The sequence below is a fragment of the Brevundimonas sp. genome (assembly GCF_035626975.1).
Classification (GTDB): domain Bacteria; phylum Pseudomonadota; class Alphaproteobacteria; order Caulobacterales; family Caulobacteraceae; genus Brevundimonas.
The window spans coordinates 63,304-76,602 of record NZ_DASPMQ010000018.1 but is presented as its reverse complement, the minus strand read 5'-3'; the positions used below and the strand labels follow the sequence as shown (position 1 = coordinate 76,602).

General features: G+C 70.7%; 12 protein-coding genes. 5 read left to right on the top strand and 7 right to left on the bottom strand.

Features of this window, described 5'->3' with window-relative positions; all coding sequences use genetic code 11:
• Positions 1 to 82: 82 nt before the first annotated feature.
• Positions 83 to 952, top strand: coding sequence for an ATP-grasp domain-containing protein (locus VEB62_RS04985; protein ID WP_324796202.1), 870 nt, complete (start codon positions 83 to 85; stop codon positions 950 to 952).
• Here the strand turns inward: VEB62_RS04985 and nth are convergent.
• From nth to VEB62_RS04970, 3 genes are all read right to left on the bottom strand, one after another.
• On the bottom strand, positions 949 to 1,704 hold the full coding sequence (gene nth, locus VEB62_RS04980; RefSeq protein WP_324796200.1) for an endonuclease III: 756 nt from the start codon (positions 1,702 to 1,704) through the stop codon (positions 949 to 951). The genes VEB62_RS04985 and nth overlap by 4 nt on opposite strands.
• A gap of 95 nt (positions 1,705 to 1,799) precedes the next feature.
• A complete protein-coding gene (locus VEB62_RS04975; protein ID WP_324796197.1) occupies positions 1,800 to 2,441 on the bottom strand; it encodes a hypothetical protein in 642 nt (213 codons plus the stop codon).
• Between the two features lie 119 nt (positions 2,442 to 2,560).
• Complete coding sequence (locus tag VEB62_RS04970) at positions 2,561 to 3,820, bottom strand: flavin monoamine oxidase family protein (protein ID WP_324796195.1); 1,260 nt, start codon at positions 3,818 to 3,820, stop codon at positions 2,561 to 2,563.
• A gap of 99 nt (positions 3,821 to 3,919) precedes the next feature.
• On the opposite strand from VEB62_RS04970, the gene VEB62_RS04965 reads away from it, so the two are divergent.
• Together VEB62_RS04965 and VEB62_RS04960 are read left to right on the top strand one after the other, a co-directional pair.
• Entirely contained in the window at positions 3,920 to 4,669 is a 750-nt protein-coding gene (locus VEB62_RS04965; protein WP_324796193.1) for a creatininase family protein, read from the top strand.
• Positions 4,670 to 4,695: 26 nt separating this feature from the next.
• A complete protein-coding gene (locus tag VEB62_RS04960) occupies positions 4,696 to 5,157 on the top strand; it encodes a phasin family protein (RefSeq protein ID WP_324796191.1) in 462 nt (153 codons plus the stop codon).
• 2 nt (positions 5,158 to 5,159) lie between these two features.
• On the opposite strand, the gene VEB62_RS04955 is transcribed toward VEB62_RS04960, so the two are convergent.
• From VEB62_RS04955 to VEB62_RS04945, 3 genes are read right to left on the bottom strand one after another with little or no spacing between them, the layout of a single operon-like run.
• Entirely contained in the window at positions 5,160 to 6,617 is a 1,458-nt protein-coding gene (locus VEB62_RS04955; protein WP_324796189.1) for an AMP nucleosidase, read from the bottom strand.
• 36 nt (positions 6,618 to 6,653) lie between these two features.
• The gene (locus tag VEB62_RS04950) at positions 6,654 to 7,514 is read right to left on the bottom strand and encodes an alpha/beta hydrolase (protein WP_324796187.1); all 861 of its coding nucleotides are present in this window, start codon (positions 7,512 to 7,514) and stop codon (positions 6,654 to 6,656) included.
• Positions 7,515 to 7,552: 38 nt separating this feature from the next.
• The gene (locus tag VEB62_RS04945) at positions 7,553 to 9,598 is read right to left on the bottom strand and encodes an AsmA family protein (RefSeq protein WP_324796185.1); all 2,046 of its coding nucleotides are present in this window, start codon (positions 9,596 to 9,598) and stop codon (positions 7,553 to 7,555) included.
• Positions 9,599 to 9,775: 177 nt separating this feature from the next.
• On the opposite strand from VEB62_RS04945, the gene VEB62_RS04940 reads away from it, so the two are divergent.
• Positions 9,776 to 10,099 carry a hypothetical protein gene (locus VEB62_RS04940; RefSeq protein ID WP_324796183.1) on the top strand — a complete coding sequence of 108 codons (324 nt, stop codon included), beginning with the start codon at positions 9,776 to 9,778 and terminating at the stop codon, positions 10,097 to 10,099.
• A 64-nt stretch (positions 10,100 to 10,163) separates the two neighbouring features.
• On the opposite strand, the gene VEB62_RS04935 is transcribed toward VEB62_RS04940, so the two are convergent.
• The gene (locus tag VEB62_RS04935; RefSeq protein ID WP_324796182.1) at positions 10,164 to 12,302 is read right to left on the bottom strand and encodes a prolyl oligopeptidase family serine peptidase; all 2,139 of its coding nucleotides are present in this window, start codon (positions 12,300 to 12,302) and stop codon (positions 10,164 to 10,166) included.
• A 129-nt stretch (positions 12,303 to 12,431) separates the two neighbouring features.
• Between VEB62_RS04935 and VEB62_RS04930 the strand changes: the two genes are divergently transcribed.
• Positions 12,432 to 13,295: a lysophospholipid acyltransferase family protein gene (locus tag VEB62_RS04930; protein WP_324796180.1), complete on the top strand. Its 864-nt coding sequence runs from the start codon at positions 12,432 to 12,434 to the stop codon at positions 13,293 to 13,295.
• Positions 13,296 to 13,299 lie beyond the last annotated feature (4 nt).

Genomic DNA, 13,299 nt, shown 5'->3' with positions numbered 1-13,299 from the left:
TTATCGAACCCGGGCCGTGGCGCTACAAAAAAACATATAAGGACATCTTTATATGTTTTACAGGCTTCGCTATAGGGCGGCCATGACCCGCATCGCCGTCCTGACCCCCGACCCCGCCGACGCCTCCTATGCGGGGCAGTGGCCCGGCGTGCTGGAGCGGCTGGCCGAAGCGCTGGCCACCGTCGGCGTCGCCGTCGAGCCGACGCCGTGGACGGATCATGTCGGGGACGCGTCCGGCCTGACCGGCTTTCCGCTGGTCCTGCCGCTGATCGTCTGGGGCTATCACCGCGACCACGCGCGCTGGATGCGGGCCTGCGAGACCTGGGCCGCGGCGGACGTGCGGATGCTGAACCCGGCCGAAGTGATCGCGTGGAATTCCGACAAGGCCTACCTCGGCCGGCTGGCCGACCGGGACGTGGCCATCCCGGAGACGGTCTGGGTCGAGGGCGTCAGCCAGGCCGACGTCGACGCTGCCTTCGACCGGTTCGGCTCGGAGGTGCTCATCGTCAAGCCGCGCGTCTCGGGCGGGGCGTGGAAGACGCTGCGCCTGTCGCGCGGCGAGCGGCTGGCCGACGCGCCGGACGGCCCGGCGATGATCCAGCCCTATCTGCCGTCGATCGAGACGGAAGGAGAGACCTCCCTGCTGTTCTTCGGCGGCGCGCTCAGCCACGTGGTCAACAAGCGGCCGGTCGCCGGCGAGTTCCGCATCCAGGTGCAGTTCGGCGGCCAGTACGCCGCCCTGCCCCGGCCGCCCGCCGGCGCGCTGGCCCTGGCCGAGCGGACCCTCGCCGCCATCGACGAGGACCTGCTCTACGCCCGCATCGACATGGCGCAGGGGCCGGACGGCGGCTGGCTGCTGATGGAGGCCGAACTGATCGAGCCGGACTTCTATCTCGGCTCGGCGCCGGAGGGCGGCGCGCGGTTAGCGGAGGCGGTGAAGGCGCGGCTCTAGGCCGCCTCGCCCAGCGCCTGCAGTCCCGCCCGCGAGGGGCACAGGTCACTGATCACGCAGGCGCTGCATTTCGGCTTGCGGGCGGTGCAGGTGTAGCGGCCGTGCAGGATCAGCCAGTGGTGGGCCTTGGGCAGCCACGCCTCCGGCACGACCTGGTGCAACTGGGCCTCGACCTTGTCGGGCGTGGCGGCGTTGGCCAGCCCCAGCCGGTGCGAGACGCGGAACACATGGGTGTCGACGGCGATGGCGGCCTCGATCCCCAGTTCGTTGAGCACCACGCTGGCGGTCTTGCGGCCGACCCCGGGCAGGGACTGCAGCGCCTCGCGGTTCAGCGGGACCTCGCCACCGTACTGCTCGAGCAGGATGCGGCTCAGGGCGATGACGTTGCGCGCCTTGCCGCGATAGAGGCCGATCGAGGCGATGAACGGGGTCAGGCCGTCCTCGCCCAGGGCCAGCATCTTCGCCGGCGTGTCGGCGACGGCGAACAGGCGGTCGGTGGCCTTGTTGACCGAGACGTCGGTGGCCTGGGCCGAGAGGGCCACGGCGACCACGAGGGTGAAGGGGCTGGAGAAGTTCAGCTCGGTCTTCGGATCGGGCATGACGCGCGACAGCCGCTCGAAGATGGCCTCGACCCGGTCCTCGTCCGGCGGCCAGCCGAGCACGGGGACCACGGCCCCGGTCATGACGGCGGGGCGTTTGGGCGCGGGCTTCGCCATGCCGGCGCGGGATTTCGGCGTCGCAGGTCTGGCCATGGTGCTTCGTCGATCAGGCTGGATGAGCCGCCACCCGGGCGATGACCCGACCGTGGCGGCCAATCCCTATCGGACGCTCGGCGGCGGGGCGACTCCTAAGGCTCGCTGGTCCGGAGCGCCGCGTGGGAGAATTGGCTGACGTCCGTGATTTCCTTGCGGATATCGGTCAGCGAAGGCTCACGCGAGCGGGCGATCGGGAAGTCCCGCTCCGACTTGTCGGATATGACGAAGAAACCGGCCGCCCCGAGTTGCGGTTCGAGAGGCGTTCCCAGGGACGGCGCCCTCGCGAAGTTTCCGATGTAGGTCGCTTCGCCCGGCCTGATGGTGAACGGCATCGAGAACCTGGTGCGCGACGACCATGACGTGCCCATTCCCCCCAGCGAACCGCCGAAGCCGAAGTCGAACACCTCGTAACGGCCGGCCGGCAAGCGGGTGACGAAGACCTTGCCGGTCTCGCGGCCCGCATAGTCGGGATTCGCCATCTGTGCGCGGAAGAAGCCGACGCATCGGCACTCTATGAACCGGGGCCGGTCCTGAACCGCTTCCCCGGTCGGCAGGCCGATCCGCCGATACTCGAAGGTGAAGTTCATCGAGATGCTGAGGGTGCTCACCGAATAGACCAGCACCCCCTCGCCGGCCGCCGCCGGGGGAGCCTGGCTGGCGGCCGCCGGAGCGGCGACGAGAAGGGCCAGAATCGCCGCCAGGGCCCCGAAGGCCGATTTCAGGAGATCACGCACCGCCTCGCCCCTTCCCAGTTCGCCGGAGACGCGCCGCTTGCCGGGCGCGAGCGGAGGTCCAGACTGACCTTCACACGCGGCGCGCCGCCCGCCAAGCACCGCCCCGCACCCGCGCGGGCTCAGGCGGGACCCGCCCCCTCCAGCGCCGTCAGCACCTCTTGCGCCGCCCGTCCGCCCTCCAGCCACGCCCCGTGGGCGGTGCCGTAAAACACCTCCGACGTCGCCTCTCCGGCGATGAAGATGCGGCGCTCGACCGGGGCCTTCAGCCGCGCGCGGTCGCCGGCGTGGCCCGGCAGGGCGTGGGAATAGGCGCCGCGCGACCACGGGTCGGCGCCCCACATCGAGGCGGCGACCGGCGCGATCCGCCTGCGCATGTCCGAACCGAGCAGGTGGACCAGTTCGTCCGAGGCGAAGGCGAAGAAGGCGGCCTCGCCGTCGGCCTCGAGCTGGCGGGCGATGTCGCCGCCGAACCGGGCCTCGATCATCGGCCGGCCGAACGGCCGCAGGTGGTAGCCGGCGGTGTCGGCCGTGTCGGCGCGGCCCCACAGCTGGCTGTCCTTCGGAAAGTCCTCCGCCCCTGTCACGGTCATGTGCAGCTTGGAGGCGAGGCCGAGCGGCAGGCTGGCGGCGGCCTCCATCAGGTCCGGCAGCGGCGGGTCGAATCGCACCGCCTCCGCCGCGATCAGGTCGGTGGGCAGGGTGAGGATGAGCGCGCGGGCCTCGACCCCGCCCTTCGCGGTTTCGAGCCGCAGGACCGGGCCGGACCGGTCGACCCGGCTGACCGCACAGTCGGTCACGAGCGGGACGCCGGCCCCGAGCCGCTCGACCAGCCGGCCGTAGCCCTCGGCCACCCGCCAGTTGACCCCGGTGTCGCGATAGGCGTCGTAGTCGCGGATCGAGACCTCGGCGAAACGGGCCCCGTTCAGGGCGCCGGAGATGGCGTCGATGCGCGGATTCCAGCGGTTGCCGGGCTCGAACAGGATCGAGGCCGGGCCCTCCTCGCCGCGCGCGGCGGCCTCGGCGACGCGGTCCTCGAAGGCGGCGAAGGCGGCGCGGAATTCGGCCTGCTCCCCGGCCGACATCTCGTGATTGAAGGCCTGGCTCTCCCAGGGGGGCCGGGTGCGGTCGAGGGTGAAGCCTGCGCCTTCCGCCAGCCTCGCCAGCGGATTCTCGTCGGCGGAGTGCAGCCAGCCGCAGCCCATGTCGAGCGCATGGCCGTCGCGGACGATCGTATGGGCGCGGCCGCCGATCCGGTCGCGCGCCTCCAGCACCACCGTCGACAGGCCGGTCCCGGCCAGCGCCCGGGCGGCGGCGATGCCGGCGGCTCCGGCCCCGATCACGGCGACATCGACGGAAGACGGCGGGGCGGCGAGGCTCATGAGCGGTACTTCGGTGCGAAGGCGCGGCGACGCAAGCCGCAAGGCTTGGCGACGGGAGCCCGGGGGTTTAGGCAGCCCCCGTTCGTACCGGAGTCCCCCATGCTGATTCACCTGTCGTCCTGGCCCGAGATCGACGCGCGCCTCAAGACCGTCAAAACGGTGGTGGTCCCGATCGGCTCGAACGAGCAGCACGGGCCGACCGGCCTGCTCGGCACCGACTGGATGTGCCCCGAGATCATCGCCCACGCGGCCGAGCGGCAGGACGAACAGCTGGTCGTCGCCCCGACCTTCAACATCGGCATGGCCCAACACCACCTGGCCTTCGCCGGCACCATTTCCCTGCGGCCCTCGACCTTCATGGCCGCGATCACCGACTGGGTCTCGTCGCTGGGCCGGCACGGCTTCGAGCGGATCTATTTCCTCAACGGCCACGGCGGCAACGTCGCCTCCATCGAGGCCGCCTTCTCCGAGATCCACGCCGACTGGTCGTTCGCCGAAGAGCAGCCGCCGTTCGCGCTGAAACTGCGCAACTGGTGGGACCTGCCGGGGGTCATGAGCCTGTGCAACCGGATGTTCCCGACCGGCCACGGCATGCACGCCACCCCGTCCGAGATCGCGGTGACCCAGGCGGCCTATCCGGACCGGATCAAGGTCGCCGACTATGCGCCGAAGATCGCGCCGGTCGGGCCGATCCGCGACGCGCTGGACTACCGCGCCCGCTTCCCCGACGGCCGCATCGGCTCCGACCCGGCCCAGGCCAGCCCGGAAAAGGGACAGGAGATTATCGACGCGGCGGTTCCGGCGCTGCTCAGGGACGTGGCCGACTTCACCGCCGAGGTCTTGCCGTAAACACCATTGGCGCGCACGGTCGGCGCATGACACCGATCGATCAGGCGACCCGCACGGCCAGGGCCGGGCAAGAACTGCTGCAGGCGTCCGGCGACGTGATCGCCCGGCGGCTGGAGATCGTCGCCGACGGCCTGCGCGACCCGCTGCGGGCCGACATCCGCGAGATGAGCCTGATGGGGTCGGAGAAGGTCGAGGCCCTGACCGCCTCGGCGACCGCGGGCCTGAACGGCGCGATGAGCCTGGCGGCCACGACCGCCGCCGCCGCCGCCCGCGAGACCGCCGCGGCGCAAGGGGCGCTGAACGCCGTCCTGACCGCCCGCAACCCGGCCGAGGCCGCGCTGGCCCAGGGCGGCTGGGTCGCGGCCGCCATGGGCCGCGCGGTCAGCGACGGCTGGGCCTTCGGGGCCACGATGCTGAAGCTGCAGGCCGAGACCCTGGCCCCGATCCACGCCGCCGCGATAGCCAATGCGAAGCGGCTGAAGCGCTAGATCTACCGGAACGGCGGCTCGTCGAAGGCGCGGAGCTTGCGCGAGTGCAGGCGCGAGCCTTCGGCGCGGAGCAGGTCGACCGCCTGGATGCCGATCTGCAGGTGCTCCGAGATCGAGCCCTCGTAGAAGCGGTTGGCCTGGCCCGGCAGCTTGATCTCGCCGTGCAGGGGCCGGTCCGAGACGCACAGCAGGGTGCCGTAGGGGACGCGGAAGCGGTAGCCCTGGGCGGCGATGGTGGCGCTTTCCATGTCGATGGCCACGGCCCGGCTCTGGTTGAAGCGCTGGGCCGATTTGGCGTAGCGCAGCTCCCAATTGCGGTCGTCGGTGGTGACCACCGTGCCGGTGCGCAGGCGCCGCTTGACCTCTTCGCCCGGAGCCCCGGAGACCATCTTGGCCGCGTCGTAGAGGGCGCGCTGGACCTCGGCGATCGAGGGGATCGGGATGTCGGGCGGCAGCACGGCGTCGAGCACGTGGTCGTCGCGCAGATAGGCGTGGGCCAGCACATAGTCGCCGATCACCTGGCTGTCGCGCAGCCCGCCGCAGTGGCCGATCATCATCCAGGCGTGGGGACGGGTCACCGCCAGGTGGTCGCAGATGGTCTTGGCGTTGGACGGGCCGACGCCGATGTTGACCAGGGTGATGCCGTTCCAGCCCGGCGCGGTCAGGTGGTAGGCCGGCATCTGGTGCTTCTTCCAGGCGGCGTCCATGACCACGTCGCCCGGATTCGGCGTATCGGCGGTTATGACCACGCCACCGGCGCAGACCAGCCGGTCGTACGGGCTGGCCGGATCGGCCACCTGGGCGCAGGCCCAGCGCACGAACTCGTCGACGTAGCGGTTGTAGTTGGTGAACAGGATGTAGGACTGGACGTCCTCGACCGGCGTGCCGGTGTAGTGGCGCAGCCGGGCCAGCGAGAAGTCGGTGCGCAGGCCGTCGAACTGGGCCAGCGGGAAATCGTTGGCGGGGTTGAACATCCCGTCCGAGATCTCATCGCCGATATGGGCCAGGTCGGTGGTCGGGAAGTGACGGGCCACGGCGGCGGTCTGGCTGCGGTCCAGCGCCACGTCCGAGCCGTCCATCACATAGGGGAAGGGGATCTCCTGGTCCGACGGCCCGACCTCGAAGGTCGCGCCGTAGTCAGCCTCGAGCAGGCCGAGCTGTTCGGTCAGATAGGGGCGGAAGAGCTCGGGGCGGGTGATGGTGGTCGAATAGACGCCGGGCCGCGAGATGCGGGCATAGGCGCGGGTGGCCAGGACGGCGGGCCGCTCGCCGAACCAGCTGACCCTGAGCTCGGGATAGGTGAACAGGCCGCGGGCGCGGGCCTCGGGATCGGGCCGCTCGCCGGTGGCGAGGAAGGTGCGCACCGCCTCGCGGAGATTGGCCACAGAGGCGTTGTAGAGGGTTTCGAGGCGGTCCAGCGCCGCCGGGCCCGTCATCGGGCCGGTCATCATGTCTGTCATGACCCCAGATAGCGGAAGATCGTGACAATGGCGAGGCTAGGCGGCGAGCTCGCGCGTCAGGAAGGCCACGACGTCCTCCAGCACCGGCGCCTTCTTGCGGAACAGCGGAGAGAAGGTCGCGATCAGGTCGGCGTGGGTCAGGCCGGGATACAGTTTCGCCTCGCAGCGGCCGCCGACGGCCGTCATCCGCCGGCACAGGATGGTGGCGTCCTCGGGCTGCACCAGCTCGTCCTCCGTCCCGTGGCCCAGCCACAGCGGCGGGGCGTCGGCGCGGACGAAGGTGACCGGCTGGGTCAGGGTCAGGTCGGGGGCGCGGCCGAACGCATTGATCGAGGCGGGGACGTCCAGCGGCAGGAAGTCGTACGGCCCGGCCAGCCCCGCCGCCGCCCGGATCAGTCCCGGCGCCCCGGCCGCGGCCATGTAGCGGCGGTCGAGCGTGATCATCATGGCCAGATGCGCGCCCGCCGAGTGGCCGACGACGCCCAGCCGGGCCGGATCGCCGCCATGCCGCGCCGCGATCGCACCCGCGTGGGCGGCGGCGGCCGCCGCATCCTCGATGAAGCCCGGGAAATGGACGGTCGGGACCAGCCGGTAGTCCGGGACCGCGACCACGAACCCGCGCGCCGCCAGGGCGTGGGCCGCCCAGCCGTAGTGCGACCGCTCGCCCGAGTCCCAGCCGCCGCCGTAGAAGAACACCAGCACCGGCCATGGCCGCGCCGGGGCGGCCGCCGGCGCCAGGATGTCGAGGCGCTGGCGCGGGTCGTCGCCGTAGGGGACGCCGCTCGCCACCCGCCGCACCCCGCCGTCGCGCGGGCCGAGCGCGTTCAGCGCGACGAGGGGCGAACAGGCGGCGGCCAGCGCGGCGGCGGCGGGGGCGAACAATCCTCTGCGCGTCATCCGGCGAGGATAGCCGCAAAGCCACGCTTCGACTCAATTCACCTCGCGGACGAGATCAGGGCGCCGCAGTTGGCGTCCTCCGCCAGGCCCGGGTCGACGAAGGCCACGAGCGCCGCGAACGGATTGACCAGGGCCCCGAGGATCGCGCCGATGCCGACCTGCGCCGCCACCGCGCCGCTGTCGACGTCGACCTTGGGCGACGTCAGCGGGCCCCGCACCAGGATCGGGGCCCACAGCCGGATCAGCCGCGCCTCCTTGGTCTCGCCGTCGATGCGCAGGTTCATGGTCTCGGCGCCGAGATCGATGGTGCCGCTGCCGTGGGCCACGACCGGGGTGGTGTCGATGACGAAGGTCCGCGCCGTGGCCGTGCCGCCGCTGACCGTGAAGTCGGCCACGGCGCAGCGGATCTCCGCCGTCGAATCGTCGTCGTCGAGCAGTTTGAACAGGCCGGCGGTCAGGTTGATGCCCATCAGTTCGGCGAAGGCGGCGCGCATCTGGCCGTGCGGCACGACCAGGCTGATCGTCCCCTTCGAGGTGGCGGCGAAGTCGTGCACCGACGCCCCCGGCCCTTCCAGTCGCGCCCGGCCCAGGGCCCGCCCGGTGACCGTGGGAACACCGTTGCGGGCGGGGATGATCGATTCCAGCGGATAGCCGCGCAGGCGGAAGTCGATGGCGCTGTAGGGCGTGTCGCGCGTGGCGTTGATCCTGGCCGTGCCGCGCAGTTCGCCGCGGTTGAAGGTGAAGGCCACCGGGTCGAGATCGAGCACGCCGCGCTTCAGGTCGGCGCCGATGTCGACCTGGCGCACGTCGAGCTCGTTGCGCTTCACCCGCGCCGCCTTGTAGCGCAGCGTCCCGTCCATCACCCGCAAGCGGTCGACGTTGAGCGGCGCGTCGGGCAGCAGGCGGCCCGGCGCGCCGGAGCTCACCACCGTGTCGCCGGAGGGCGTCACCCGCGGCTCGGCCCCGAGCACGGCCATCAGGTCGTCGATGTCGAGCAGCCGCGAGCGCAGGTCGGCGTCGACGCGGCGCCGGTCGCCCACCTTGTTGACCACCACATCCCCCGACAGGTCCGACGACCCGACCCGGCCGGTGAAGTCGCTGAAGGTGAATTTGGTGTCGGCCCGGCTCAGCCTGCCCGCCAGCCGGTACGGCGGCGTGTTCGGCGTGGTGATGCCGGTCAGCAGATAGATGTCGGCCAGGTCCCGGCCCTGCAGGCGCAGCGTCGCGTTGAAATGCCCCAGATCGAAGGGCCGGGTGATCGACCCGTCGGCGACCATCCGCGTGCCGACCCCGGAGAGCTCGCCGTGAAATCCGTAGGGGCGGTCGCGGCGGATGTTGATGAAGGGGCCGCCCCGGACCACCACCGTCAGCGGCGTGCCGTTGAGCGTGCCGCGCCCGTCGAGGTGGAAGCCGGCCCGACCATCGGAGCCCTCGCGCGCGTCGAACGTCGCCTCCAGCCGGAGCTTCCGCTTCTGCTCGTCGAGGGTGACGCGACCGTCCTGGATCAGGAGCCGGTTGATCGGCGGCAGCTTCATCCCTTCGCCGGTGTCCGGCTGGTCCGGATTCAGATGCCAGCTCCTGCGCCCGTCCGCGGTCGAGATCAGCACCGCCCGCGGACGGGCGATGACCACCCGCGGCATCTCGAGACGCCCGGCCAGCAGCGCGCGCAGCCGCACCGACAGCTGCAGATCCTCGACCTGCAATGTGTCGCGCTCGCGCGCCCAGTCCGGACCGCCGACGCGCAGGCTTCGCACCCGGGCGGACGGCGTCCAGCTGAACAGATTGACGTCGAGGTCGCCGTTGAGCTGGATTTCCCGGTCATACCGCGCCGAGGCCCACCGGCCGATCGGCCCCCGAAGCATGTTCCAGTCGAACAGGATCAGGAACAGCACGACCGCGGCGACCAGCAGCAGGGTGATGGCGGCGGCGACCTTTTCCGGCGGTCCCGGCCGCCGCGCCGCGGCGTAGACCGGATCGTTGGCGACGACCCAGTCGCGCCAGCCGCGCATCCTCGCGCCCGCAGGGACGAGAGCCCGGTCTCGCACGACGAGCCAGTTCGGATTGTCTTTCAAGGGCTTGAACAAGCACTGGCTCTCCGTAGAGCGGAGAGAACGCGCGAGGGAGGGGAAAGGCTCAGCGAGGCTCCGGCGGCCGTCTGTAAAATTTCATACTTCGATTTGTCGCAAAATATTTACATCGGCGGTGAAAGGCGCATTCTTCGCTCCGCGTCCTGAGCATTTTCAGGCGTTCTGGAGGTTCGAATGCGCACCGCTCGCACCCTTGTCGCCGCCGCCTTCGTGGCCGGTATGGCTGTTTCAACCACCGTCTCGGCCATGACGCCCGTTCAGGCCCGAACGACAAGGGCCGACCCGGCGTCGGCCCGCGGCGTGCTCATCTGTGAGAGGGACGCGGCCAGCCGCCGGGCTTTCGCCCGCGTCTACGGCGCCGCGCCGGTCTTCATCACCGCCCGTGAGGCGGTGGCGCTGGCCCCGTCCGAACCGGTCTGGAGCACCCCGCGCTGCATGACCGAGATCGAGCATGCCAAGTTGCGTGAGGCGGCCACCGCCAACGCGCGCGTAAACTGATCACGCCGCCGGCATGATGAAGGGGCGCTCCCTGGCGGGAGCGCCCCTTTTTCTGGCGAGTCGGTCAGTCGACCGGCTTCAGGTGCTTGTCGAGCCAGCCGAACACCTCGGTGTGCCATTGCAGGCTGTTGGCCGGCTTGAGCACCCAGTGGTTCTCGTTCGGGAAGACCACCAGCCGGCTCTCGATGCCGCGCCGCTGCAGGGCGGTGAAGGTCGACAGGGCCTGGGCGGTCGGGATGCGGAAGTCGAGGTCGCCCTGGATCACCAGCATCGGGTCGCGCCAGTTCTGGACGTGGTTGGCCGGGTTGAATTCCTGGTAGCCGCGCGGGTTGTCCCACGGCGTGCCGCCGTATTCCCACTCGGTGAACCACAGCTCTTCGGTCGAATAGCCCATGCCGAAGGTGTCGAAGACGCCGTCGTGGTTGACCAGGCATTTGAACTCGCCGGGCCAGTTGCCGGCGATCCAGTTGATCATATAGCCGCCGTACGAGGCGCCGAGGGCGCAGGCCCGGTCGCCATCGAGGAAGGGGTAGGCCTGCTGCACGTGGGCCCAGCCTTTCTGCAGATCCTCCAGCGGGCGGTCGCCCCAGTGCTGGCTGATCGCGTCGGTGAAGGCCTGGCCGTAGCCGGTCGAGCCGTGAAAATCGATCATCACCACCGCATAGCCGGCCCCGGCGTAGGTCTCGGGATTCCAGCGGTAGGACCAGCTGTTGCCGAACGAACCCTGCGGCCCGCCGTGGATCAGGAAGGCCACGGGATACTTCTGTCCCTCGACATAGCCGGCCGGCTTGATGACGTAGCCGTGCACCGTTTCGCCGTTCCAGCCCTCGAAGCTGAACTGTTCCGGCTCGCCGAAGGCCCGGTCGTCGAGCTGGGGGTTCACGTCGGTGATGCGGCGCGGCATCTCGCGGCCGAGGAAGGTCTTGACGAACAGCTCGCTGGGACGGGTCAGCGAATCCTGGGCGAAGACGAAGCCGGTCGGCGTCTGGGCGAAGGCCGAGACATGACCGGGACCGGTCACGGGCGTGACCACGCCATTGCGCGTGTCGATCGAGAAGATGCGCGTCTGGCCGACGTCGCCGGCGGTCACATAGACGGTGTTCCCGTCGCGCGACCACTGCAGGCTGTCGGCCGAACGGTCCCAGTTCGCCGCGATCTGGCGGACCTGGCCGGTGTCCATGTCGCGCAGGAAGACAGCGTATTTGTCGGCCTCGAAGCCGGGCCGGGCCATGGCGCGGTAGGCCAGGGTGCGGCCGTCGGGCGAGAACACCGGACCGGTGTCCCAGGCGTCATTGTCGTCGGTCAGGTTCTCGAACGTGCCGTCGCCGGTCAGGCCATTGGTGCGGTAGAGGTCGAAATTGGTGCTCCACGGCTCGCTCTGGCCGGCCAGCCGGGCCGAGAACACCACCGCGTCGCCCTCGGGCGTGAAGGTGAATTCGCCCTCGTCGCCGAACGGCTTGGAAGGGGTGTCGCCATCGAAGCCCTTCGTCACCCACACCGGCTCGCCCGAGCCGTCGGTATTGACCACGAACAGGTGGTTCTGGGTTCCGTCGTTCCAGGTGTCCCAGTGGCGCACGAACATGCGGTCATAGACCTGGCCGGTGCTCTTGCTGTCCGCCTCGGCCCTGGCGCGGTCGACGGTGCAGGCCAGGTCGGCGCAGGACGGGAACACCGCCAGCGACACCGCCACCTTGCCGGCGTCGCGGCTCAGTCGGTAGGCGTTGACGTCGACCGGCAGGTCCGTGACCTGCACCGGGTCGGTTCCGTCGGCGTCGGCGCGCCAGACCTGGCTCGAGCCCGAGCGGCCGGACAGGAAATACAGCTTGCCGTCGGAGCCCCAGCGCGCCGTATTGGCCCCGCCCTCGCTGATCGCCAGCCGCCGGCCCTCGCCCGGATCCTGCAGATCCATGATGTAGAGCGAGCCCTGGCGCCGGTTGGCCTCCACATCCGTGGCGGTCACCGAATAGACGACCCAGCGGCCGTCCAGCGACACCTGCGGATCCCCCAGCCGGTTGGCGGGGATCATGTCACGGTAGCTGAACGGCTCGGCGGCCTGGACGGGCGCGGCGGGCGCGGCCGTGGCGGCGGCGTCCGCCGGGGGCACGGGCGTCCCGGCCAGGGCCGGCAGGGCGGCGCCGGCGATCAGGGCGGCGGCGCTGAGGCCGGTCAGAAGGCGGGTCAGGCGGCGGGTCGCTGGGCGCATGCGCGGGAGTCCTCGGCGTTGAGCGGATTTCATGGCGCGAAGGGGTGGCGCCGCGGGGGCGACGCGTCAATGCCGCGACGCTTTCGAACCGCTTGCGGACCGCCGCGGGACCGGCGACAACCGCGCGGCATGACCGCCGCCGTCCTGACCCCGCCCGGATCCGCCGAGCCGCACATCTGCGATGTGCTGATCGCCGAGCGCGCGCCGCGCCTGACCGGGTCGGCCCTGTGGCCGCTGGCGCGCCCCTTCCTCTACAGGCTGCTCAACTATCGCCAGGCCGTGCGCATGGCCGACGCGGTGCGGCCGCTCTCGGGACCCGAGGCGCTCGACTATATGAGCGATCTGCTCGACCTGAAGGTCACGACGATGCACGCCGACCGGATACCGGCGACGGGCCGCTGCATCGTCGTCGCCAACCACCCGACCGGCATCGCCGACGGCATCGCGGTGTTCGACGCGATCCGGACGCGGCGGCAGGACGCCGTCTTCTTCGCCAACGCCGACGCCCTGCGCGTTTCGCCCCGTCTCGGCGAGGCGGTCATTCCGGTCGAATGGGTGGTCGAGAAGCGCACCCGCGAAAAGACCCGGGCGACCCTTCAGGCGGCGAAGGAGGCGTTCGAGGCCGGGCGCTGCGTGGTCATGTTCCCCGCCGGCCGGCTGGCGCGGGTCGCCCGCGACGGCTCGGTGACCGATCCGGAATGGGCCCCCACCGCCCCCTCCCTGGCGCGGAAATACGGCGCGCCGATCGTGCCGATCCATGTGGCCGGCCCGACCTCCCGTCTGTTCCACTGGTTCGACCGGATTTCGCCGGAGCTGCGCGACATCACCCTGTTCCACGAATTGCTGAACAAGCGGCGCAAGCGGTTCTTCCTCAAGGTCGGCAAGCCGATCCCGCCGTCGCGGCTCGATATCGACGCCGCGCGCGCCACCTATGCGCTGAAAGCCTTCACCGAACGGGTCCTGCCCAGCCAGCCGGACGCCGATTTTGCCTGAGACA

Coding starts and splice junctions, on each gene's coding strand:
- VEB62_RS04970 (WP_324796195.1), bottom strand. CDS start 3,820: ATGAGCCTCGCCGCCCCGCCGTCTTCCGTCGATGTCGCCGTGATCGGG.
- VEB62_RS04935 (WP_324796182.1), bottom strand. CDS start 12,302: ATGCGCCCAGCGACCCGCCGCCTGACCCGCCTTCTGACCGGCCTCAGC.
- VEB62_RS04965 (WP_324796193.1), top strand. CDS start 3,920: ATGCTGATTCACCTGTCGTCCTGGCCCGAGATCGACGCGCGCCTCAAG.
- VEB62_RS04985 (WP_324796202.1), top strand. CDS start 83: ATGACCCGCATCGCCGTCCTGACCCCCGACCCCGCCGACGCCTCCTAT.
- nth (WP_324796200.1), bottom strand. CDS start 1,704: ATGGCCAGACCTGCGACGCCGAAATCCCGCGCCGGCATGGCGAAGCCC.
- VEB62_RS04950 (WP_324796187.1), bottom strand. CDS start 7,514: ATGACGCGCAGAGGATTGTTCGCCCCCGCCGCCGCCGCGCTGGCCGCC.
- VEB62_RS04940 (WP_324796183.1), top strand. CDS start 9,776: ATGCGCACCGCTCGCACCCTTGTCGCCGCCGCCTTCGTGGCCGGTATG.
- VEB62_RS04930 (WP_324796180.1), top strand. CDS start 12,432: ATGACCGCCGCCGTCCTGACCCCGCCCGGATCCGCCGAGCCGCACATC.
- VEB62_RS04960 (WP_324796191.1), top strand. CDS start 4,696: ATGACACCGATCGATCAGGCGACCCGCACGGCCAGGGCCGGGCAAGAA.
- VEB62_RS04955 (WP_324796189.1), bottom strand. CDS start 6,617: ATGACAGACATGATGACCGGCCCGATGACGGGCCCGGCGGCGCTGGAC.